We start from the raw sequence: 20949 nt of genomic DNA, 5'->3' as shown, positions 1-20949 counted from the left end.
GCCGGTTGTTGCTAACGGCCCACATCCGAGCGGTTCGCGGCGTGCAGGATTGCGAAGCCCTCCGAATAGGTGATCAAGCCGGCCTGCACCAGTTGAGTGACCTTGGCGCCGACGGCGGTGACATAGGCCCTATGGTTCGGCCATTCGGCCTTGGCGTCCGGCAGGTCATCGATGAGCGTGCAGCCGTAACGCAGATGGCGGTTCGCCACCTTGCTATCGATGTTGCCGGTCCAGACAGTCGCCCGCAGATCGGACTTCGGACAGGGGTCGACCGGCGGAGTGTAGGAAGCCAGGTTGGTCTGGTTCGTGTAGCCGTCCGGCCGGAGCAGCATGTAGTAGATGCCGGTCGGTGCTTGCGTGAGCCGGTAGAGGCCGTGGTCGCGCAGGACCGTCTTCGTGCCGGTAAGGCTGTCCACCATGAACAACCGGCCACCCGCGACGGCGTACAGGTATCCATCGCGCCACGACATGGCTCCGTCGGCGGCTCCGGTCCCCGCGGTGAAGACGGGAATCCGGCGGAGGACCTCACCCGTCGACGCGTTTGCGACGAAGACCGTCCCATCGGCCAGGCCCCACAGATTGCCATCGGGACCGAGGTTCAGCTCGGTGATGCTGGCCGCACCCGGTACCGGTACGACGTCCGTCGTCACCGTGCCCGTCGTCGGGTCGACCTTGACCAGATGCGCCTCGGTCGCTCGCGGCTCCGTGCCCTGCCCGCTCTCGATGCTGGAGCCTGCCCAGACGGCCGATCCGACCGGCTGGATCGACGCAATGGTCTGGTCGACGACGATGTTGCGATGGACGGCCAGGTTTCCGGTCGAGATGGTGTAGACGGTCAGCGCGCCGCCGTACTCGCCGTACGCGGGCGTCGTGCCCAGGTAGACGCGATCTCCCGCTGGAATGACCGAGACCGGCCGGTTCTGCAGGTGGCTGTCGACCAGACTGAAGAGAACCCGTGGATTTGTTGGGCTTGCGGGCTGGTTCGGATCCCAGGCCGACAACTGGCCGTACGGATAGATACCGACGTACAGCTTGTTGGTGGAATCCCAGGACCAGCCCTCGACCTGGCCTTGCCGGGCGGTCAGCGTCGTCCGCGCGGTGACCGGGTCGTAGCTGGCGGTGGATCCGTTGAGGAAGGCGTTGATCAGGATCTTGCCCGTGACCGGATCCGCGATCGTGTGCATCAAAGGCGTAGGCACGTATTGGAACGGCGAACTCCACTGCTCCAGTACGCCGGTCGCCGGGTTGTAGCGCCACGTTCCACCGGAGTAGTTGCCGCCCAGGCCGTACAGCATCGGCTGGCCGTTGTCGGTGATCCAGCCGTAGCCGATCGCGGCGCCTCGGGTGATGCGGACGCCTGACGCGACCGGGCCGACCGTGTCGGTCGCCGGGTCGTAGCGGGTGAGAGCCAGGCTGTTGGTGAAGTACACGCCACCGGGGCCGGCGGCCGAGACGCCACGGGCTCCGATCGGGTACTCGGTGACCGGACTGCCAGTAGTGGTGTCGGTGTAGATGACCTGTTTCCCCGTGGCTGCGTCGAACACCACGAGACGGCCGCTGGCGTTGCCGAAGACCCGGCCGTTCGCATAGTCGAGGTCCTGGAAGTCCTTGGCCGTCAGCCCTGGGGGAGTGATGTCCTCCTTGGTGCCGGTGTCCAGATCGATGCGAATCAGCTTCGCGACCGGAGTCGCCAGGCCGGCGAACAGCGCGTTACGGTCGGGGTCGTACACGGCGGCCCGGACGTACTGCTGGACCGGATCCAGCGAGCCGTAGTCGGTGACCTGGTTGGTCGTCGGGTCGTACTTGAACGCGTGCGCGTTCGGATACGTCCCGGCATACACGGAGCCGTCGCGACCGGGGGTGAGGCCGTACATCGACGACTCGCCGGGGATCGGCTGACCGAGGTCGGTGACGGTGCCGGTCTCGGGGCGGTAGCGATACAGGTGTGCGTTGGCGTAGCTGCCGACGTACACGCTGCCGTCGCTTGCGACGGTGATCGCCCAGGCGCCTGCCGCGCCGGGGAGTGGGATGGCCCGCAGCCGTTGTCGACTGTGCACGTCGACGACGTTGAGCTGGGCGTTCTCACCGGCGGGCACGGCGTAGACGACATCGCGCCCGTCCGGCTCGCGGCCGAAGGCGCCTTCCATCACCGTCAACGAGGTGAGAGGCGCACCGAGATTGGTGATGACATCGGGAGGCGCGGCCGCCTGCGCGGCGACCGGTACGACGCTCGTCCCGAGCATGGCCAGCGCCGCGAGCAGCACCAGTGCGCCGTGTCGGAAGGGTCGTCGACGGCGGGCGGGATGAGGCGGCGAGGGGTGGGAAGCGGAATCAAAGGCACGCTGAAGTCGGCTACGGCGCGGAATCATGGCGGATCTCCCTGCGACGGTTTCCCAGACCGTATAACGGTCATGGCCGTAACGCCAGGCGTCAGCCGCCTGATTTCGGGCGTGGCCGTAAGACCGTTCGATCAGGAAATACGCGCAGAGTTGGTTTGCAGTGCGACGGGGGATGACTCACTGTCGCAGACAAAAGAACGGCATCGATTCCACCGGTGACCCGGAATCGATGCCAGCTACCGCCGGTTGGTCAGTCGCCCGCATCCCGCCGGCTCGGTGCCGGCACCGCCAGTGCTGCCTCGATCCTGTCCGCCAGTTTCTCCGGGGTGTTTGTCGGCGCGTAGCGCGCGATCACACTCCCGTCCCGGCCGATCAGGAACTTGGTGAAGTTCCACTTGATCCGGCCCCCGAGCAGGCCGCCCTGCTCACGCTTCAGCCAGTTGAACAGCGGCAGCGTCTTGGAACCGTTCACGTCGATCTTGGCGAACATCGGGAACGTGACGTGGTAGATCGTCGAACAGAAGTTCGCGATCTCGTTCTCGTCGCCAGGCTCCTGGTGTCCGAACTGGTCGCAGGGAAAACCGAGCACCGTAAAGCCTTGTTTACGGTAGGTCTTGTAGAGCTTCTGGAGTCCGGTGTACTGCGGCGTCTGGCTGCACTGCGATGCCGTGTTCACCACCAGGAGCACCTGGTCGCGGAAGTCGGAAAGAGACTGTTCACTGCCTTCGATCCGGGTGGCGCTGAAGTCATAGACAGTCGTCATAACTCAATCCTGACATGTCGCGCGCGAGTCCGCGCGCCGTCTGAGATGTCAGACACGCCGCAGAACTGTTACGACCTTTCCGAGAATGACCGCATCCTTGCCGTCGATCGGCTCGAAGGCCGGGTTGTGCGGCAGCAACAGGATCTCGGTCGCGGTCTTCTTGAACGTCTTCACGGTCGCCTCGCCGTCGATCATGGCAGCGACGATGTCACCGTTCTCCGCGGTCTGCTCCTGCCGCACGACCACCCAGTCGCCATCGCAGATGGCCGCCTCGATCATCGACTCACCCTTGACCTTCAGCATGAACAAGGTGCCTTCGCCAACCATTGCCTTGGGCAACGGGAAGACGTCCTCGATGTCCTGCTCGGCCAGGATCGGATTACCGGCGGCGATCTGGCCGACCACCGGCACGTAGACCGCGGCCGGGTGGGCGTCGCCGGCACCGGTCTCGTCGTACGACGTCTGCCGCACCGAGCCGAGCGAACCCCGGCGGGCCGCGTCGGCGACCTCGGCCGGATAGCGAACCTCGATCGCGCGCGGCCGGTTCGGGTCGCGGCGCAGCAGGCCCTTCTGCTCGAGCACCTTCAGCTGGTGGGACACCGACGAGGAACTGGTCAGGCCGACCTTCTCGCCGATCTCGCGCATCGAGGGCGGGTAGCCGCGGCTGTCGACGGAGTCGCGGATCACGTCGAGGACCCGGCGCTGACGCGGAGTCAGTCCGGTGGCGTCGGCGGGGCCGTCGGGCAGCTCGGACACGGTCTTGGCGACGGCCTTGTCAGTGGGCCTCGCGGTACTGCGATCGTCCTTGCTGGAACCGCTCGGCGGCTTGGCCATCGGTGGCAACTCCTCGGGTCGGGCCGGCGGTCGGGCACCGGCCAGGCTTTGTCGATCTGAGAAGACCGTAGACCGAATCCTGAGATTCTTCAAACATCTGTTCGAAGGCGTGTCGGTTCGCACGTTTGTTCGCGTGTCGGGTTATAGGGCCTGGCCGGCCGGGAATTTCCACGGCGTGTCCTGGTTGGAAATGGTTGCATCCTGGGCGGCTGTCGGTTAATCATTCGTACAGGCGTTCGATCGAACAGGTGTTCGGGCCGGTCGCCCCGGGTGGTCCACCGAAAACTGTCGGCGGCGGCCGGTAGACAGGGATCGACAGCGTAGAACGAGGTCTGGAGGATCCGATGAGCACAGCGGCACTGGCGTCAGGAGCCCTGACATCAGGCGTGACGACGCCCGCGACCGAGGTGACGCAGCCACCCGGCGAGACCCGCCGGCGGCGGCGGATCGCCGGCACCAGCACCGAGCCACTCCCGGTCCGCGCCTGCTCCGGCGCCGACCTCGGCCCCCAGCCCCGGGTCGCGGTGCAGACCCGCCGATCACGCGCCTGGTCCGCCGAGATCGAGCCGTCGGCCCTCCAGCTGACCCGCCGCGGCAAGCTTCTGCTGACCACCGTCTCGATCCTGGTCTTCGGCGCCGCCATCGCCGTCCTCGGCCTCCGTGTCGCCGGCGTCCTCGACGGCCAGCCCCGCTACGACCACACCATTCAGGTGGAGGTCGGCGCCGGCCAGACCCTGTGGTCCATCGCCCAAGAGATCAACCCGACCGAAGATCCGGCTCTGGTCGTCGAGAAGATCGCCGACCTCAACAACCTCCGTACTCCCGCTGACGTGATCCCCGGCCAGACCCTCCAGATCCCCGTCCGCTGACCTCCCCGCACTCTCACAACAAGCAGTAATCCGCCTACCCGTCAGCAGACGGACACCCGCTCTACCTGCCAGCAGACGGACACCGCCCTACCGGCCAGCGAGCGGACACCGCCCTACCGGCCAGCGAGCGGACACAGCCCTACCGGCCAGCAGGCGACGGGCCCCGGGGCCGGGAACGCATCATGCTGGGCGAGCGTGGCCGGATCTCCACCGTGGGCGCGTTAGCTGCCTCGCGACAGCCGGCCGCCCGCGCCCGGCCGATCCGCTCGCTCCCCGCCGGGCCTGCCTGCGCCCAGGCAATCCGCTCGCTCCCACTCGGCGCGGCCTCAGGCGCTTGCCCACCTCAGCCTGTGCCCTCCGGTCTACGGCGGCTTGCGTCCGCCCGGGCCTGTAGCGGCCCGCGCTCGCTCGCCCCAAGCAACTCACATGTCTCGGGCGGCGTCCAGCAAAGTGGCGTACGAGGTTTCGTACCTTCCATCCCGATCCCCTCCAGGTCAACAGCACCCGATCATTCGCCCCCTTTTGATGGTTCTTGTGACCTGGTCCGGGCGTCGGGGTCTTTTGAGCACCGAGCCACCTTGGGCACCGGCCAGGCGCCCGTTCCACCGAAAGACGCCCGGCCCGTGCCGCAAAGGTCGGGCATCTGTCGCGGGCGGGGAGGTAAATGTCCCCGGACCGGGGCAAGATCCGCCCCGGGTCCAGCGAGAATCCTCCCCAACTCCAGCCGCGCCACCACCACCGACGGGTATAAGGAGCCCTTACCTCCCAGGCAGTTGATCCGATTCACCGTGGCTCGGAGCGCGGGTGAAAGGGGCCAATGATCACCGGGGTTGGCGCGGAATCGCAGACAGATGAAGATCAGGGCCGGCGACCTCGTGCGCCACGCCGCAGGACTGACCCGCACATCGGCCTCAGCGGGAGGTGCGGACCGCCGCCACTACCAAAGTCGGCTCTGGGGCCGCGACACGCCGAGGGAAGCGGTTGCTGGGTGGGGTTCGGTAGTGCTGGCGGTCCGCCTCCCTCGGCTTCCGGTGGTTAGTGCCAGGTGCCCTCAGCTGAGGAGGGACGCAACCTGGACGACCTGGCCGGTTTCGAACGACTGATTGGCGGCCAGACCGATCAGGAGTGAGCGGGCGCCGTCGTGGTGGTCCGCGCTGCGGCGGAGCGGGTCGTCGGCCGGGTCGCCGAAGAGTGACTCGAGAAGGCGCGCGTCGCCGCCGCCGTGGCCTTGGCCGAGTTCGCCGTGGAGCAGTGTCTGCGGCGGCTCCCACAACGGATGCAAAGTCAGCAGAGCTTCGGTCTCGCCCGGTTTCGCATCACCATGCTGTACTGCGGTCGCATGCTGCTGGTCGGCCGGCGGAGTCGCGAAAGTGTTCTCCCGGACGAGGAGTTCCAGCCGCCCGGCGCTGCCGTTGAAGCCGATCCGGTAGCCCTCCCACGGTGAATACGCGGTCAGGTGATAGCTCAACGACGCACCGGTCGAATACCTGACCAGGACCGCCATGTCGTCCTCGATCGTGATCCCCGGTGCGAAAACGTTCTGATCGCGGTGATAGCCGTCTTCGTGCTCGGCCTCCAGATACAGCTCGCGCAATTGCGGTGCCGCTGCGAGCTTGATCGCAAAGGGATCGTCCGCTGCCGCCGGCGAACCGTCAGCGCGGTCATAGTCGCGCGCGAGTCCACGCTTCTTGCCGTTCACGTCGCCGTAGAAGAACAGCTTCCCGTCGGCGAACACCGTCACCGGTTCCGCATCGATCCACCAATTGACCAGGTCGAAGTGATGCGTCGCCTTGTGCACCATCAGCCCACCGCCGTTGGCCTTGTCGCGATGCCAGCGGCGGAAATAGTCCGCGCCGTGCCGCACGTCGAGCAACCACTCGAAGTGCACCGACCCGATCTCGCCGATCGCGCCAGCTGCGAGCACCTCGCGGACTTTCTCGTGCACCGGGTTGTAGCGGTAGTTGAACGCCACCCGCACCGATCCGGTCGACTTGTCCGCCGCCGCGAGGATCCGCTTGCACCGGTCCGGATCCATCGTCATCGGCTTCTCGGTGATCACGTCCAGGCCGGCCTCGAGCGCCGCGACGATGTAGTCGTCGTGGGTCCGGTCCATCGACGTCACCACGACCGCGTCGACGCGCTGCTCGGTCAGCATCCGGCCGAAATCAGCAGCGTCGTACTGCGGCACCGCGGCCGCTCCGTGCTTCTCGGCCAGCCAGCGGTTGTGCACCGCCATCCGGGTCTGGTTCACGTCGCAGAACCCGACCAGCTCGGCGCGATCGGCGTACGGGCCGGCCAGCGCGTTCACGAAGGCTTGCGCCCTGGCCCCCAACCCGACAACAGCGTAACGACGGCGTTCCTGGGCGGGTGCGGACAAGGCACACTCCTGGTGAGATCGGCATGGCAAGCGTTTGCCACTCAATCATGCCGACCTTGTCAGGACAACCCGCTGACCGAAACCGGCCGCCAGTGCCCTGTGGGTACTAGCGCACCGTCGCCAGCCAAAGGTCGGCGTACCGCCGGCCATCCACCGCGGTGGCGACCTGGACGACGGGTGGCGCGACGCCGTGCGGGTCGGTGGTCAGGTCGCCCGCCCAGTCGCGGGTGTCGACGATCGTGCGTCCCCGCGACCAACTGCCGGACAGCTCCACCCGCAACGGGAAGGGCAGTGTGGTCAGTCCGGACGGGTCGATCACGGCGCACACCGCACCGCCGTCACCGATGCTCGCACCGTCGTCCGATCGGTAGAGCTCGCTGCGCCGCTCGATCAGCCGCCGAGCCAGATCCGCCGACGGCGAGCCACTGAGCGCCTTGGCCTCGGCCAGCGAGATCACGACGTCGTAGAAGACATCCAGCCCATACATCGTCACCCGTACGCCGAGTTCGCTCGCCGCGGTCAGCGTGATCGCGGCCGCTTCCGGATCGGTCCAGATGTTGAACTCCGCCGACGCGGTCGCGTTGCCGATCCCGGCCGCGCCACCCATGAAGACGATCTCGCGCAGCCCGGCGGCCGCTTCGGGATAGGTCCGCAGGAGCAAGGCGATGTTGGTCATCGGCGCCAACGGGATCAGCGTCACCAGTTCGCCGGTCCGCGCCGCCTCCAGCAACACGTCCCGCAGTAGTTCGACGGCGTGCCTGGCGTCCGCAGTACGGATGGATTTTGGCCAGTCGAGGTCGCCGAGACCGTCGGCGCCGTGGACGTGTGGCGCAGTACGGACGGGTTGCAGGAAGGGGAGTGAGGCGCCGCGGGCAACCGGCACGTCCGGGCGGCCGGCGGCGTCGAGCACCGTCAGCGTGTTGACGACGACCTGGTCGATGCCGACGTTGCCGCCCACACAGGTCACCGCCTTGAGGTCGAGCTCCGGGTGCCGGGCGGCGAGGAGGAGTGCGCAAGCGTCGTCCAGCCCGGTGTCGACGTCGAGGATGACCGGTTTCATGCGGTCTATCCTCACCCATCGAGGGCGCCACCAAGCGTTGGCAGTTAATTCATCACGGGCTCTGGCGAAGTTAGCGTGACTTTCCTACGGTCGGTCTCCATGAAGCTCACTCGACGCCGCCCTCGCGCAGTGCTCGCAGCCCTCGTCGCGGGCATCACGGTCACTGCCCTGCTCACTACTCCACCAGCCCAGGCCGAACCCGCGGCCGACGCGCCCACTGTGAACGAAACCTTCGACGGCCCTGGCTTGCCGGCTGGGTGGAATGCGGTCGACGGAACCTGGAAGGTCCAGAACGGCCGCCTCGTCGGTACGTCGACCACCGCGAGCCAGCAGAGTCGCATCACCTTCGGTACGCCGCTGACCGACTACCGGATCGAAAGCCATCTCCGCTTCGACTCGGCACTCGACGCCGCGCGCTGGGTCGCCATCGGGCTCGACCTCGCTCCGACCGGTGCGGTGCCGTGGTCGATCGCGACCCTCCGCAACGGCTCCACGGTGAACAACGGACTTGAGTTCGCCCAGCGGACCGCCTCGAACACCTGGAACGTCACCGATACGGGCGCCGCCCCGATCCAGGTCGGAGTCGGCAAGGAGGTCGCGGTCGCCGTCGAGGTCCGCGGCTCCAGGGCGACCTGGTACGTCGATGGCCGCGAATCCCTTCGGACCAGCATGGTGAACCGGACCGCGGGCGGCGTACAGGCGTTGCTGGTCAATGGCGCCACGGTGTCGTTCGACGATCTGAAGGTGACTCCGCTGCAGCGGGAGTCGTTCATCCGCAAACCGGGCGAGCCGCTTCGCGTGTGGGCACATCGTGGCGGCTCATCGGCAGCTCCGGAGAACACAGCCGCCTCCGATGAGGTCGCGCGTCGCGCCCGGGCCGAGTGGATCGAGAACGACGTCCAGCCGACGAAGGACGGCGTACCGGTGATCCTGCATGACACCACCGTGGATCGGACCACCGATGGAACTGGTGCTGTGCGGTCGTTGACGGCAGCACAGGTGGCCGCGCTGGATGCGGGCTCGTGGTTCGCACCGGCGTACAAGGGTCAGCAAGTCCCGACGCTGGCCGCGCAACTGGATGGGCTGAAGACGCGCGGCGGCAACCTGCTGCTGGAGGTGAAGGGCGCGCACACCAAGGATTCGGTCGCGCGGATCGTCACCGAGATCCGGAGCCGGGGGATGAGCAGCCGGGTCTTCGTGCAGAGCTTCGAGCCGCAGCATCTCCGCTGGATGCGCGAACTGGCACCCGAACTGCCGCTCGGCCTGCTCCGCAGCACGCTCGATCCCGACCCGGTCGCCATCGCCAAGGATCTCGACCTGTCTGCGTACAACCCGTCAGACGCTGCCCTGGCCACCCGGCCGGCGGCGATCGCCGAGCTGCACGCGGCCGGAGTCGCCGTCAACGTGTGGACGGTCGACGACGCGGCTCGCTGGGACGCGCTCGAGAAGGCGGGCGTCGACGGCATCATCACCAACCGTCCGGCTGAGCTGGCCGGCTGGAATGCGGCCTTCCGCCAGCGCGCCAAGCCCCGCGTGCTCTCTCCGGCCGCCGGTGCGAAGGTCGATCGTGCTCAGGTGCTGACGATCGCCGCCACCGCGGCGGACTCGATCACCCTCGACGGGCGGCCTGTGGACAATGGCGCGGTTGTCGACACCAGCACGCTGGCCGCCGGCGCGCACGAGATCAAGGTGCTGGCCGGCAACACGCCGGTGGTGTCCAGCTTCGAAATCGTTGCGACCCCGACCGGGCTCGCGCACCTGATCCTGACCTCCGGCGCGTCCCAGACGGCGGTCTCGACCATGACGACACTGCTCGGCCGGCGCCAGTACGGCGTACTGGCCACGTACGCCGCGACGCCGGCCGCGGCCGGGTTGAGCGCAGTACGGCGGCAGCAGATCGTGACCGAGGCGCGACTCCTCGCAACGAGCTGATCGCAGGCCGGTCGGCCGGGCTCCGGGGGTGCTTCACCCGGGGTCCGGCCGGCCGCATTTTGCTCCTCGAAAGGGTCGTCGCGGTGGCGCCACGCGGGAGTACATGGGGCCGCGCCGGTGTTGGAACAAAGAGACGCGCGCGAGATTCGACCGTTCTTGCAAACTGTCGGAGGCCGGACGTAACATCCCTAGATGTAGTAGTTACAAGCCTGTAAGTCATCCACAGGTAGTGGTTGGTTACACACAGGTCATGCACAAGTTGTCCCCAGCTGATCCACAGTTTCATCCCCAGGCAGGGGCTGAAACGCTCACGGGAGGAGTGGTCTGCCATGCATTGTCCTTACTGCCGGCACGTGGACTCCCGGGTGGTCGACAGCCGGGTCGCCGAGGACGGCGGAGCGATCCGCCGCCGGCGGCAGTGCCCGGTCTGCGAGAAGCGGTTCACCACCGTCGAGCAGATGCAGCTCACGGTCGTGAAGCGCTCCGGCGCCACCGAACCGTTCAGCCGGGAAAAAGTCATCAACGGAGTCGGCAAGGCCTGCAAGGGCCGGCCCGTCGGCGTGGACGCCCTGGCCCGGCTGGGCCAGCAGGTCGAGGACGCGCTGAAGGGCAGCGGCTCGCCGGAGGTGCCGGCGCACGAGGTCGGCCTGGCGATCCTCGGACCGCTGCGTGAGCTCGACGAGGTGGCGTACCTGCGCTTCGCGAGCGTCTACCGGCAGTTCGAGTCGGCCGACGACTTCGAGACGGAGATCGCGTTGCTCCGGGCGGAGAAAGAGCCCGAAGGCACCGAGCCGTCCGTACAGACATAAATCGGGGAACCAGCAGTAAAGAGCGGTAAAGAGCAGCACCCAACGGGGCGGTCCCGACAGACCGCGGCATTGACACCAGGCGAGGAGCAACCATGACAGAGACGGTGACCGGCCACTCGGGGTCGACCAAAAGGTCGACGGCCGGGTTCCGGGGGCGCAAGAACGCGCCCGCGGGACTCACCATCGACCGCATTTTCACGACCGAAGGTGTTCACCCGTACGACGACGTGACGTGGGAGCGCCGCGACGTCGTACAGCAGAACTGGAAGACGGGTGAGACCGTCTTCGAGCAGCGCGGGGTCGAGTTCCCCGACTACTGGAGCGTGAACGCCTCCACCATCGTCACCACCAAGTACTTCCGCGGCGCCGTCGGCCACGACAACCGCGAGTGGAGCCTCAAGCAGCTGCTCGACCGGGTCGTCAAGACCTACCGCAAGGCCGGCGAGGACTACGGGTACTTCGCCACCCCCGCCGACGCCGAGGTGTTCGAGCACGAGCTCACCTGGATGCTGCTGCACCAGTACTTCAGCTTCAACTCGCCGGTCTGGTTCAACGTCGGGACCACGTCCCCGCAGCAGGTGTCGGCCTGCTTCATCCTCGCCGTCGACGACTCGATGGACTCGATCCTGAACTGGTACAAGGAAGAGGGCCTGATCTTCAAGGGCGGCTCCGGTGCCGGCCTGAACCTGTCCCGGATCCGGTCGTCGAAGGAGCTGCTGCAGTCCTCGGGCGGCACCGCTTCCGGCCCGGTCAGCTTCATGCGCGGCGCGGACGCGTCGGCCGGCACCATCAAGTCCGGCGGCGCCACCCGGCGCGCGGCCAAGATGGTCGTGCTGGACGTCGACCACCCCGACATCGAGGAGTTCGTCGAGACCAAGATGCGCGAGGAGGACAAGATCCGTGTCCTCCGCGACGCCGGGTACGACATGGACCTCGGCGGCCGCGACATCACCTCGGTGCAGTACCAGAACGCGAACAACTCGGTCCGGGTGACGGACGAGTTCATGCGCGCGGTCGAGGAGAAGGGCGACTTCGGGCTGCGGGCACGGATCGACAACTCGATCATCGAGACCGTCGACGCACGCGAGCTGTTCGACAAGATCAGCCACGCCGCGTGGGCGTGCGCCGACCCGGGCATCCAGTACGACGACACGATCAACGACTGGCACACCACCCCGGAGACGGGCCGGATCACCGCGTCCAACCCGTGCTCGGAGTACATGCACCTGGACAACTCGTCCTGCAACCTCGCGTCGCTGAACCTGATGAAGTTCCTCAAGGACGACGACTCCTTCGACTCGGTCAACTTCGTCAAGGCCGTCGAGCTGATCATCACCGCGATGGACATCTCGATCTGCTTCGCCGACTTCCCGACCGAGGCGATCGGCGACACCACCCGCGCGTACCGGCAGCTAGGCATCGGCTACGCCAACCTCGGCGCGCTGCTGATGGCGACCGGACACGCCTACGACTCAGACGGTGGTCGCGCACTGGCGGGCGCTATCACCTCCCTGATGACCGGTACGTCGTACAAGCGGTCGGCCGAGCTGGCCGGCATCGTCGGGCCGTACGACGGTTTCGAGCGGAACAAGGACGCGCACACCCGGGTGATGCGCAAGCACGCCGCGGCCAATGACGCGATCCGGACCGTGCACGAGATCGACAAGGACGTCCAGAAGCACGCGACGGCCGCGTGGGACGGCGTACTGAAGATCGGTACGAAGAACGGCTGGCGCAACGCGCAGGCCTCGGTGCTCGCGCCGACCGGCACGATCGGCTTCATGATGGACTGCGACACGACCGGGATCGAGCCGGACTTCTCGCTGGTCAAGTTCAAGAAGCTGGTCGGCGGCGGCTCGATGCAGATCGTCAACCAGACGGTGCCGCGGGCGCTGCGTCAGTACGGCTACACCGAGGAGACGATCGAGGCGATCGTCGAGTACATCGCCGAGCACGGTCACGTCGTCGACGCGCCCGGTCTGAAGACCGAGCACTACGAGATCTTCGACACCGCGATGGGCGAGCGCGCGATCAAGCCGATGGGCCACGTGCGGATGATGGCGGCGGCCCAGCCGTTCCTGTCCGGCGCGATCTCGAAGACGGTCAACCTGCCGGAGACCGCGACGGTCGAGGAGATCGCCGACGTCTACTTCCAGGGCTGGAAGCTCGGCCTGAAGGCACTCGCCGTCTACCGCGACAACTGCAAGGTCGGCCAGCCGCTGTCGGACTCCAAGTCCGCCAAGGCCAGCGCGGCCGCCGACGCGGCCGCCGCCGAGCCGGTCGTCGAGAAGATCATCGAGTACCGGCCGACCCGCAAGCGCCTGCCGAAGTCGCGTCCGTCCCGCACCACGTCCTTCACGGTCGGCGGTGCCAAGGGCTACATGACGGCCGGCTCCTACCCCGACGACGGTCTGGGTGAGGTCTTCCTGAAGATGGGCAAGCAGGGCTCGACCCTGGCCGGGGTGATGGACGCCTTCTCGATTGCGATCTCGGTCGCGCTGCAGCACGGTGTGCCGCTGGAGACCTACGTCCAGAAGTTCACCAACCTGAAGTTCGAGCCGGCCGGTCTGACCGACGACCCGGACGTCCGGATGGCGCAGTCGATCATGGACTACATCTTCCGCCGCCTGGCGCTGGACCACCTGGCCTTCGACGACCGCGCCGCCCTCGGCATCTACTCCGCCGAAGAGCGTTCCCGCCAGCTCGACACCGGTTCCTACGAGCCGGCCCCGGTCGAGGTGTCGGAAGCAGAGTCGCTGAAGTCCGTCGACAAGGTCGCGGAGAAGGTCGAAGAGCCTTCGGCTCCGGTCGAAGCCGCGGCCGCCAAGCCGGTCACCGCAGAGGTCCGTACGACCGCCGAGATGTTCGAACTCATCACCGGCACCTCGGTCGACGCCCCCCTCTGCTTCACCTGCGGCACCAAGATGCGCCCCTCCGGCTCCTGCTACGTCTGCGAAGGCTGCGGCAGCACCTCGGGTTGCAGCTAACCCCTAGTTGACAGCGCCACGGCCCCCGGGAACTTCCCATTCCCCCGGGGGCCGCAGCGCGTCTGCTTGCCGTTGGCAAGTACTGGACAGGTTCCGGTTCTGGCCAGTGGATCCCGCCGCCGGCGTGCTGGCCGCATCAGCGCTGACCGCTGCGCCCGCCTACGCCAACTCGCCAGCGAACTGCTACGCCCACCCGACCAAGGAACTGTTGAACTCGCGGCTCAGCGCTGCGGTCTACTGCACCGACGGCGAATGGCTCGGCGTGCATGACGATCAGGTAGACCGCCACAGCGCCCGCGTAGCCATTCAGCTCTACCAGAGCCAGGTCGGCTTCTGGTACGACGCCCACGAGTGCTTCGACGACACCACGGTCGCCGACTACCAGGGTTGGTCGTTCTGCAACTTCTCTGTCACCGACGGCACCCTGGTTCGCATCCGCCTCTGGTCCCAGAAAGACGGCGTCGAGTCGTATTCGGTCGTCACCGGCTCCTTCACCACCTGACCTCGTCGGATGGAGTCAGTCCTCCCGACGCTACTGACCGAACTGGCCAAGGTCACTGACTGAGTTGGCTGTTTCTAGTGGCCGAACCTGTCCGAGTCGGCAGGGGCCTTGCCAGTGCCGTCCATCGCGTCGAGGGCAGTCAGCTCGTCGGCTGTGAGCTCGAAGTCGAACACTGCGAGGTTCTGCTCAAGGCGCTCGCGGTTAGCTGACTTAGGGATCGGTACTACGTCCTGCTGGACCTCCCAGCGGAGTACGACCTGGCCGGGCGTCTTGTCGTGGGCCTTGGCCACTGCTGCGACTGTTGGGTGGTCCAGAAGGTCGGTGCCCTTGCCGAGAGGGCTCCAGGCCTCGGTGACGATGCTGTGGGTGGCGTGGAACTCGCGTTCGGTCTGTTTGGTCCAGACCGGGCTCAACTGGACCTGGTTCACCTCAGGGGCGACACCGGTCTCGTCGATCAGCCGCTGGAGGTGGGAGGGCTTGAAGTTGGAGGTGCCGATCGCACGGACCAGGCCGGCCTCGCGGAGCTCGATCAGCCCGCGCCAGGCGTCGACGTACCGGTCCTGGTCCGGATTCGGCCAGTGGATCAGCAACAGGTCGAGGTACTCGAGTCCCAGCTTCTCCGCGCTCGCCTCGAACGCCGTCCGCGCCCCCTCGACGCTGTGCCACCGCTTGTTGAACTTGGAGGTGACGAACAGGTCCTCCCGCGCCAATCCGGACGCCGCGAGCGCCCGCCCGACGCCGACCTCGTTGCGATAGTTCTCCGCCGTGTCGACCAGCCGGTACCCGACCTCGAGAGCCCGTACGACGGCCCGCTCAGCGTCGTCGTCGTTCATCGGAGAGGTCCCGAGCCCTAGCCGGGGCATGACGCCTCCGTTGCTCAAAGTGACGGTTGGAACGGTCATCATCGATCCTCCAAACAGCACGCCGACAGTCTCCTGGCCACCGTATCCCGGACCTGGCAACCCTTTTCCTCAGCCCTTGCCCAGCAGCCGATCGGGACCAGTTCGGCCGCCGAGCCTGCGCGGCGAGACGTGGGGAGCGGATTGTCGGTGGGCTGGGTCATCATGGGTTGCCGGGACCGGGAACATGGTGAGGGGTGGGGCGATGAAGAACCGACTGATCACGCTGGTGGACCTTGGCCTGGACAGTTCCTTCGACGCCTCGATGACCTTCGTCCAGGGCATCACGGGCAATATCAACGCGGGCTGGGACAGCCCGGTGATCGATGTGAACTTCGTCCGCACCCGCGACCACGAAACCGCCTTCTCCGCCCTCACCACCCCTTCGTCCGTTCTCCACGTGATGGCACACGGTGATCACAGTGAGGAACCGTCCTTCCTCTCGACGGACGGCCAGACCCAGGTCTCCCTGACCGCACTGGCCGACTGGTTCCTCGACCGCTCCTGGGGCATCGCCAGCGGCGTGGTCATCGCCGACGGCTGCAAAACCGGCATCGGCAAATGGCAACGCGCCATCCGCGACTGCCTCCAGGACGACATCACCTACATCGGCACCAGCACCGTCATCGGCTGGTACGAAGCCACCGTCTTCTGCTCCGCCTTCTACGGCGCCCTGGTCCGCAACCGAGGCCTAGGCAAAAGCCCCGCCGAACAAGGCTGGGACGCCGCCGACCGAGCCATCCGCGCCTACGAAACCCTCACCGACGCCCGCTGCCCCTACAAACCAGTCCTCCTAACCCCCAGCCGCCGAGCCCTCCGCTCCCTAGCCGGCTAATCGGCCCACAACCAACCGCCCCGCACCTTGTCGCTGCCCGCGGCACTCCTGCTAGGTGGTCCGCACCAGACCGACACGCAGCACGTCTCTGCCCGCGGTACTGCTGCTAAGTGGCCCGCACCAGGCCGTCGCTGTCCTCGGTACTGCGGGCCAAACCCACTCCACCGGTGTTCGGCTTGGCGACACGCTTGGCGTCGCTACCGTGTGTGATGCGTGGCAGACTCTTTGTGGCTCTGGTGTGAGGATCAGCGCGGGGTGAGAGGCGAGCAGCCGTGGCGATCGACGGTCGGGTGCGTGGAGTTTCCCCCACTGGTGAAGGCGATCCGCGATGACGCACACCAAGCGGGTGCTGTTGACAGCGGCCGTGGTCGTTGCCGTTCCTTACCTCCTTGCAACGATGCTGAGCCTGCCTACCTGGGCTGCGGCGGCGGCGTCGACACTCCTGCTGATCCTCCTGGCGCTGGTCTGGAAACAAGAGCCACCGGCACCCGTCGTGGCTCCCACTCCACCCGCCCCGAAACCGGTGGATCGCGAACCTGTCTTCACCACGCCGCCCACGCGAACCATCGCCGGCGTACGGCTTCCGTCGGCGTCGCCTGACTACTCCTTCAGCTTCTCGGCGATCGTCCAGTGGTCGCCTGTGATGACAGGACTGCGGCATGCAGACCTCGGCAGTGTCGCCGTCGACGCCTTGCTCAGCAGGGCGAAGGCGCTGACGGCAGCTCAGCAACCGTCGGAGGAGGCGCTGAACCAGCACCGCCTGGCGTCTCTGCTCGGCGAACCTGATCTCGACGAGCGAGGCCAGGTCCGCACCTGGGCCACCGAGGTACGGCTGAAGCTTCCGGACGCCGATCTCAAGCACCTCCAGAACGTCACCGCCCTTCACCGCCGCGCGCAGACACTGCTGCTGGAACGCCAACTGGAGCAGGACAAACGCGCCTACCTCCGTGACGACGTCCTCGCCACGCCTGGCTCGGCCGTCGTCTGGTGGCTGGCCAACAATCCGGGCGAGGTCGCCAAGTGTGTGGATCTGTTGGGCACCCTCACCCGGCTGTCCGCGGCAGCCAACGACCTCCCGCTCGAGGCCCTCGAACGCCGGTGGGAGAACGAACACGGCCCGCTGGCGCTCGTAGTACCGGAGGTGTCCGGACGTGATGATCAGCTGGCTCAGAAGGCCGAGGATCCGGGCGAAAATCCTTCTGAGCAAGGCTGATCGGCTTGGTCGGTAGAGCCGGCGCTGGTGCAGGGGTGGCGCCGGCTCTACCGGGCTTTTCAGTTGTCAATCCATTGGATTGTGGTGGCGCCGTTGTGTCCGTGGATGGTCAGCAAGGCGTCGATGCCGTCCTGCCACACGGTGGTGGTGGGGTATCGGCCACCCCAGTGCAGGGTGACGGTGCCGTCGGTCCACTCGACGCCCTCGGCGACGATGCCGGTGCCGCTGACACCTGAGACGTCGCGCTCCCGGAAGAGGTGAAAGCGTCGTGGTCCCGCCTTGGCCGCGACTTTCAGATGTCTTCGCGGTGGCCGGAGCATCGTCGCGGGTCTGCCGCTGATCTCGTCCATACCGACAGTCAACGCTCGCGAGCCTGGCTCGACCATGAACCCGACCGGTATCCACAGGGCACCGAACATGCACCCACGAGGTCACTCGATCGACGTAATCTGATTGCACAGAGTGATATCGCAAGCTGGGAGGAGCGGGGCCGATGACAGTCATCGACCAGTGGACGGGCCGGCACGCACGCGCCTTGCAGGCGGCGATGCGGTTGACCGGCGAGGCATTCGCCGAGCACCTCGGCGTCTCGCCACGCACCGTGGCCAAGTGGCGCAAGCGCCCCGACATGGTGCCCAGCCCTCAGCTGCAGGAGGCGCTCGACACCTCGCTCAACCTGGCCTCGCCGGAGGCACAGACGAGGTTCGCCGCGAGCATCGGCGTACCGCAGACTGACCAACCGAGCCTGGACGACTCGACGGTCGACCAACTTCACGCTGCGTTGGGCGAGCTGTCGCGCATCTTGGCGGTGCTCCAGACCGTTGACGTTCAGCCGGCCGGCAGGGGCGTCGCGACGACCGAGTCGCCGGGGCCGCCTTGACGCCAATCGGTTCGAGTACGGCGTACTGTCGTCGGCTTGGAAAGCGAAGGGACAGGCAGATGAGGCGACGGCCGGTGACCTCGACGAGTGTGAAGTCGGTGGGGTACGACATGTCCAGCGGCACCCTCGAGCTGGAGTACGTGAACGGCAGCACCTACCAGTACTACGACGTGCCGCAGCCGACGTACGCCGGCCTCTTGGCCGCCCCCAGCATCGGCAACTACGTCAACACCCAGATCAAGCCGTACTTCGATGTCGCCGAGGTCTGAGCGCCGGCCACGTTTCGCTGCGTGATTGGGCGGGCACCGGAAGGTGGATTCACGGGGGCGATCTCGTCAGGAGGTGGAGATGGTCACGCGTACAGCGTCCAGGACCGGGTCTCGTGTCATCACGGTGCTTGTGGTCGTGTGGTTGCTGATCGGCGTCGCAGCGGCCGCCCAGCGAAACTACTTCAAAGGCTCGGATGCCAGCTGCGCGAAGATCGGCACAGTCGCCGTCACCATCATCGCCGGCCCCCTGAACTACGTCGGCGCCAACCCGAAGATCGATTGCGAAGCCCCACAACCGTCCCGCTGACACGCCTCGCCACGTCTAGGCTCCGTAGCAACCTGACTGGGGAGGCGACGGTGTTGGCGGACGGGCTGAGGAGCGAGATCGAGAGGGATCTCGAGGAGTTCAAGGTTCCAGGGATCAGTTGGTCGGTGATCGGCAACGGCGAGATCACCGATCGGGGCAGCGCCGGTGTGGTCGAGGCCGGCCGCGCGGATCCGGTCACCGCGGGAACGCTGTTCCAGGCCTGCTCGATCAGCAAGCCGGTCGCGGTGGTCGCCATGCTTCGGCTCGTTGACCAAGGGCTGCTCGGCCTCGATGAGGACGTCAACGGGAGACTCACTTCCTGGCAGATTCCGCCGACGGACGAGCGGCAGCCAGTCGTCACTTTGCGGCAGCTTGCGAGTCACAGTGCGGGTCTGACGGTTCACGGCTTCCCGGGGTACAGGCAAGGCGCCGAGCTGCCGACCCCGGTGCAGATCCTGAACGGCGTGCCGCCGGCGAACACCTCCGAGGTCCGCGTTGACCTGGTGCCCGGCACCCAGTTCCGGTACTCCGGCGGCGGAACCGTCGTCATGCAGCAACTCCTCGAAGATGTCACCGGTACGCCGTTCCGCCAGCTCCTGCGCGAACTCGTCCTGGATCCGCTGGGCATGTCCGACAGCGACTTCGCGCAACCATTGCCGGCGGAGCTCCACGGTCGCGCAGCCACCGCCCACGACGAACTCGGTCGACCAGTGGATGGCCGATGGCACTCGTATCCCGAACTAGCCGCAGCCGGCCTCTGGACCACGCCAACTGACCTCGTGACCTTCGCGCTGGCAGTCCAGAGCGCGTACGACGGCGTCGAGGGAGCTCTCATCTCCCAGGAGCTGGCTCGGCAGCAGCTGACGCCGCATGTCCCCACGGTCGAGCGAATCGACGGGATGGATGCGCTGGGGCTCGGGGTGTTCCTGGCTGATGGCGGGAAGCGATTCGGACACGGTGGAGGAAACAGGGGCTTCAAGTGCCATCTGCTCGCGTACCGGGACACGGGCCACGGCGCAGCCGTGATGACCAACGGGCACAACGGCAGCTCCGTCGTGGAGAGAGCCTTCGCCCGGATCGCTGCGTCGTACGGCTGGGAATAGGTGCGTGGGGGGAGTGGGTTACATCTGATGCCGTCCGGTACATGACCCCCGGGCCTCACACTCAGCCGCTACGAGCGGCCACTCGCCGAGAGGCGTCTGCTGGACGGTGCGGTACTTCGATGGGTGGGAGCTGGTTGATCCGGTCTCCCACCCATCTGCCGTCTCCGGTGGGATGACTTGATCGGGTTCGGCACCATGGGGAGGTGGCTCGCGGAGACGCGGGTGACTGGTGTGACCAGAGGGACGGCGGCTGGCTCGCCGGAGAGGCTCTGCAAGGGTTCGGACAGGGTCCCGGACCCGATTTGCATCTTCACCGCGAATGTCAGTAATGTTCTTCTTGTTGGAGCGGGTGCGGGACGCGAAAGCGGCCGGACGCTCCAAACTCCCTGAAGATCATAGAAGCCGAAACACGCCTCGTGCGGGTCTCGGTCACTGCGACACGGGGAGACTGGGACGAAAGTAGCCAGTTTGACTGGCTGCAAACGAAACAGTAATGTTCGGCGGGTTGCCCCGGAGCTTGGTTCGGAAGAATCAAGCGCGGTGTGCGTCCGATTCTTGAGAACTCAACAGCGTGCCGAAAGTCAATGCCGAAATTTTAGCATTAACCCGTTTCACGGCATTGGATGATCCTGTCCGCCCTGGTCCCTTCGGGATTTTGGGTGTTGGGTTGTCTGTTGTTCGTGTTCGGATTCCTTTGAGAAATTATGATTCAAGTCAGTTTGATTGTTTCTGAGATATCAAAGGATCACTCGAAGTAGTCTGTTATCCGCAGCTTTTGTTGTGGTTGACATATGGATTTCAACGGAGAGTTTGATCCTGGCTCAGGACGAACGCTGGCGGCGTGCTTAACACATGCAAGTCGAGCGGTAAGGCCCCTTCGGGGGTACACGAGCGGCGAACGGGTGAGTAACACGTGAGCAACCTACCCTCAACTTCGGGATAAGCCTCGGAAACGGGGTCTAATACCGGAT

General features: G+C 66.4%; 18 protein-coding genes and 1 rRNA gene. 12 read left to right on the top strand and 7 right to left on the bottom strand.

The features are described from left to right. Positions 1 to 11: 11 nt before the first annotated feature. From A3ES_RS0132980 to lexA, 3 genes are all read right to left on the bottom strand, one after another. Positions 12 to 2264, bottom strand: a complete 2253-nt coding sequence (locus A3ES_RS0132980; protein WP_020391117.1) for a Vgb family protein — start codon at positions 2262 to 2264, stop codon at positions 12 to 14. 325 nt (positions 2265 to 2589) lie between these two features. After that, positions 2590 to 3102: a glutathione peroxidase gene (locus tag A3ES_RS0132975; RefSeq protein WP_020391116.1), complete on the bottom strand. Its 513-nt coding sequence runs from the start codon at positions 3100 to 3102 to the stop codon at positions 2590 to 2592. A 48-nt stretch (positions 3103 to 3150) separates the two neighbouring features. After that, entirely contained in the window at positions 3151 to 3936 is a 786-nt protein-coding gene (gene lexA, locus A3ES_RS0132970; RefSeq protein WP_020391115.1) for a transcriptional repressor LexA, read from the bottom strand. 344 nt (positions 3937 to 4280) lie between these two features. Here lexA and A3ES_RS0132965 point away from each other — a divergent pair, with 344 nt between their 5' ends. Then, entirely contained in the window at positions 4281 to 4805 is a 525-nt protein-coding gene (locus A3ES_RS0132965; protein ID WP_051084865.1) for a LysM peptidoglycan-binding domain-containing protein, read from the top strand. A 1051-nt stretch (positions 4806 to 5856) separates the two neighbouring features. Here the strand turns inward: A3ES_RS0132965 and A3ES_RS0132960 are convergent. Together A3ES_RS0132960 and A3ES_RS0132955 are read right to left on the bottom strand one after the other, a co-directional pair. Then, on the bottom strand, positions 5857 to 7182 hold the full coding sequence (locus tag A3ES_RS0132960) for a Gfo/Idh/MocA family protein (protein WP_026163432.1): 1326 nt from the start codon (positions 7180 to 7182) through the stop codon (positions 5857 to 5859). A gap of 106 nt (positions 7183 to 7288) precedes the next feature. Then, positions 7289 to 8242 (bottom strand): nucleoside hydrolase, encoded by a 954-nt coding sequence (locus A3ES_RS0132955; RefSeq protein ID WP_020391112.1) that lies wholly within the window; start codon positions 8240 to 8242, stop codon positions 7289 to 7291. Between the two features lie 99 nt (positions 8243 to 8341). Between A3ES_RS0132955 and A3ES_RS0132950 the strand changes: the two genes are divergently transcribed. The 4 genes from A3ES_RS0132950 to A3ES_RS0132935 all read left to right on the top strand — a co-directional run bounded on the left by A3ES_RS0132950 (position 8342) and on the right by A3ES_RS0132935 (position 14472). Then, complete coding sequence (locus A3ES_RS0132950; RefSeq protein ID WP_026163431.1) at positions 8342 to 10174, top strand: glycerophosphodiester phosphodiesterase; 1833 nt, start codon at positions 8342 to 8344, stop codon at positions 10172 to 10174. A 329-nt stretch (positions 10175 to 10503) separates the two neighbouring features. Then, positions 10504 to 10983 (top strand): transcriptional regulator NrdR, encoded by a 480-nt coding sequence (gene nrdR, locus A3ES_RS0132945; protein ID WP_026163430.1) that lies wholly within the window; start codon positions 10504 to 10506, stop codon positions 10981 to 10983. 92 nt (positions 10984 to 11075) lie between these two features. After that, the gene (locus A3ES_RS0132940) at positions 11076 to 13970 is read left to right on the top strand and encodes a vitamin B12-dependent ribonucleotide reductase (protein WP_020391109.1); all 2895 of its coding nucleotides are present in this window, start codon (positions 11076 to 11078) and stop codon (positions 13968 to 13970) included. A 106-nt stretch (positions 13971 to 14076) separates the two neighbouring features. Then, entirely contained in the window at positions 14077 to 14472 is a 396-nt protein-coding gene (locus A3ES_RS0132935) for a hypothetical protein (protein WP_020391108.1), read from the top strand. Positions 14473 to 14546: 74 nt separating this feature from the next. Here A3ES_RS0132935 and A3ES_RS0132930 read toward each other — a convergent pair whose 3' ends face one another. Beyond that, on the bottom strand, positions 14547 to 15335 hold the full coding sequence (locus A3ES_RS0132930) for an aldo/keto reductase (protein WP_272944656.1): 789 nt from the start codon (positions 15333 to 15335) through the stop codon (positions 14547 to 14549). 241 nt (positions 15336 to 15576) lie between these two features. Between A3ES_RS0132930 and A3ES_RS0132925 the strand changes: the two genes are divergently transcribed. Together A3ES_RS0132925 and A3ES_RS0132920 are read left to right on the top strand one after the other, a co-directional pair. Next, entirely contained in the window at positions 15577 to 16206 is a 630-nt protein-coding gene (locus tag A3ES_RS0132925) for a hypothetical protein (protein ID WP_020391106.1), read from the top strand. Between the two features lie 328 nt (positions 16207 to 16534). After that, the gene (locus A3ES_RS0132920) at positions 16535 to 17419 is read left to right on the top strand and encodes a hypothetical protein (protein WP_020391105.1); all 885 of its coding nucleotides are present in this window, start codon (positions 16535 to 16537) and stop codon (positions 17417 to 17419) included. A 59-nt stretch (positions 17420 to 17478) separates the two neighbouring features. Here the strand turns inward: A3ES_RS0132920 and A3ES_RS0132915 are convergent, their stop codons facing one another. After that, entirely contained in the window at positions 17479 to 17769 is a 291-nt protein-coding gene (locus A3ES_RS0132915) for a hypothetical protein (protein ID WP_237745129.1), read from the bottom strand. 143 nt (positions 17770 to 17912) lie between these two features. Between A3ES_RS0132915 and A3ES_RS0132910 the strand changes: the two genes are divergently transcribed. The 5 genes from A3ES_RS0132910 to A3ES_RS0132890 form a co-directional block, all read left to right on the top strand. Beyond that, positions 17913 to 18299, top strand: coding sequence for a helix-turn-helix domain-containing protein (locus tag A3ES_RS0132910; RefSeq protein ID WP_020391103.1), 387 nt, complete (start codon positions 17913 to 17915; stop codon positions 18297 to 18299). A 59-nt stretch (positions 18300 to 18358) separates the two neighbouring features. Continuing rightward, on the top strand, positions 18359 to 18568 hold the full coding sequence (locus A3ES_RS0132905) for a KTSC domain-containing protein (protein WP_026163427.1): 210 nt from the start codon (positions 18359 to 18361) through the stop codon (positions 18566 to 18568). Between the two features lie 79 nt (positions 18569 to 18647). Then, on the top strand, positions 18648 to 18875 hold the full coding sequence (locus A3ES_RS0132900; protein ID WP_020391101.1) for a hypothetical protein: 228 nt from the start codon (positions 18648 to 18650) through the stop codon (positions 18873 to 18875). Between the two features lie 50 nt (positions 18876 to 18925). Then, the gene (locus A3ES_RS0132895) at positions 18926 to 19978 is read left to right on the top strand and encodes a serine hydrolase domain-containing protein (RefSeq protein ID WP_020391100.1); all 1053 of its coding nucleotides are present in this window, start codon (positions 18926 to 18928) and stop codon (positions 19976 to 19978) included. Positions 19979 to 20776: 798 nt separating this feature from the next. After that, positions 20777 to 20949, top strand: a 16S ribosomal RNA gene (locus A3ES_RS0132890); the annotation flags it as partial.

The organism is Kribbella catacumbae DSM 19601 (assembly GCF_000372465.1).
Taxonomy (GTDB): Bacteria; Actinomycetota; Actinomycetes; order Propionibacteriales; family Kribbellaceae; genus Kribbella; species Kribbella catacumbae.
The sequence above is the reverse complement of the archived record's forward strand: the minus strand, read 5'-3'. Positions and strand labels throughout refer to the sequence as shown.

Coding starts and splice junctions, on each gene's coding strand:
- A3ES_RS0132925 (WP_020391106.1), top strand. CDS start 15,577: ATGAAGAACCGACTGATCACGCTGGTGGACCTTGGCCTGGACAGTTCC.
- A3ES_RS0132950 (WP_026163431.1), top strand. CDS start 8,342: ATGAAGCTCACTCGACGCCGCCCTCGCGCAGTGCTCGCAGCCCTCGTC.
- A3ES_RS0132920 (WP_020391105.1), top strand. CDS start 16,535: ATGACGCACACCAAGCGGGTGCTGTTGACAGCGGCCGTGGTCGTTGCC.
- A3ES_RS0132930 (WP_272944656.1), bottom strand. CDS start 15,335: ATGCCCCGGCTAGGGCTCGGGACCTCTCCGATGAACGACGACGACGCT.
- A3ES_RS0132915 (WP_237745129.1), bottom strand. CDS start 17,769: ATGGACGAGATCAGCGGCAGACCCGCGACGATGCTCCGGCCACCGCGA.
- A3ES_RS0132900 (WP_020391101.1), top strand. CDS start 18,648: ATGGTCACGCGTACAGCGTCCAGGACCGGGTCTCGTGTCATCACGGTG.
- A3ES_RS0132965 (WP_051084865.1), top strand. CDS start 4,281: ATGAGCACAGCGGCACTGGCGTCAGGAGCCCTGACATCAGGCGTGACG.
- nrdR (WP_026163430.1), top strand. CDS start 10,504: ATGCATTGTCCTTACTGCCGGCACGTGGACTCCCGGGTGGTCGACAGC.
- A3ES_RS0132975 (WP_020391116.1), bottom strand. CDS start 3,102: ATGACGACTGTCTATGACTTCAGCGCCACCCGGATCGAAGGCAGTGAA.
- A3ES_RS0132910 (WP_020391103.1), top strand. CDS start 17,913: ATGACAGTCATCGACCAGTGGACGGGCCGGCACGCACGCGCCTTGCAG.
- lexA (WP_020391115.1), bottom strand. CDS start 3,936: ATGGCCAAGCCGCCGAGCGGTTCCAGCAAGGACGATCGCAGTACCGCG.
- A3ES_RS0132955 (WP_020391112.1), bottom strand. CDS start 8,242: ATGAAACCGGTCATCCTCGACGTCGACACCGGGCTGGACGACGCTTGC.
- A3ES_RS0132940 (WP_020391109.1), top strand. CDS start 11,076: ATGACAGAGACGGTGACCGGCCACTCGGGGTCGACCAAAAGGTCGACG.
- A3ES_RS0132905 (WP_026163427.1), top strand. CDS start 18,359: ATGAGGCGACGGCCGGTGACCTCGACGAGTGTGAAGTCGGTGGGGTAC.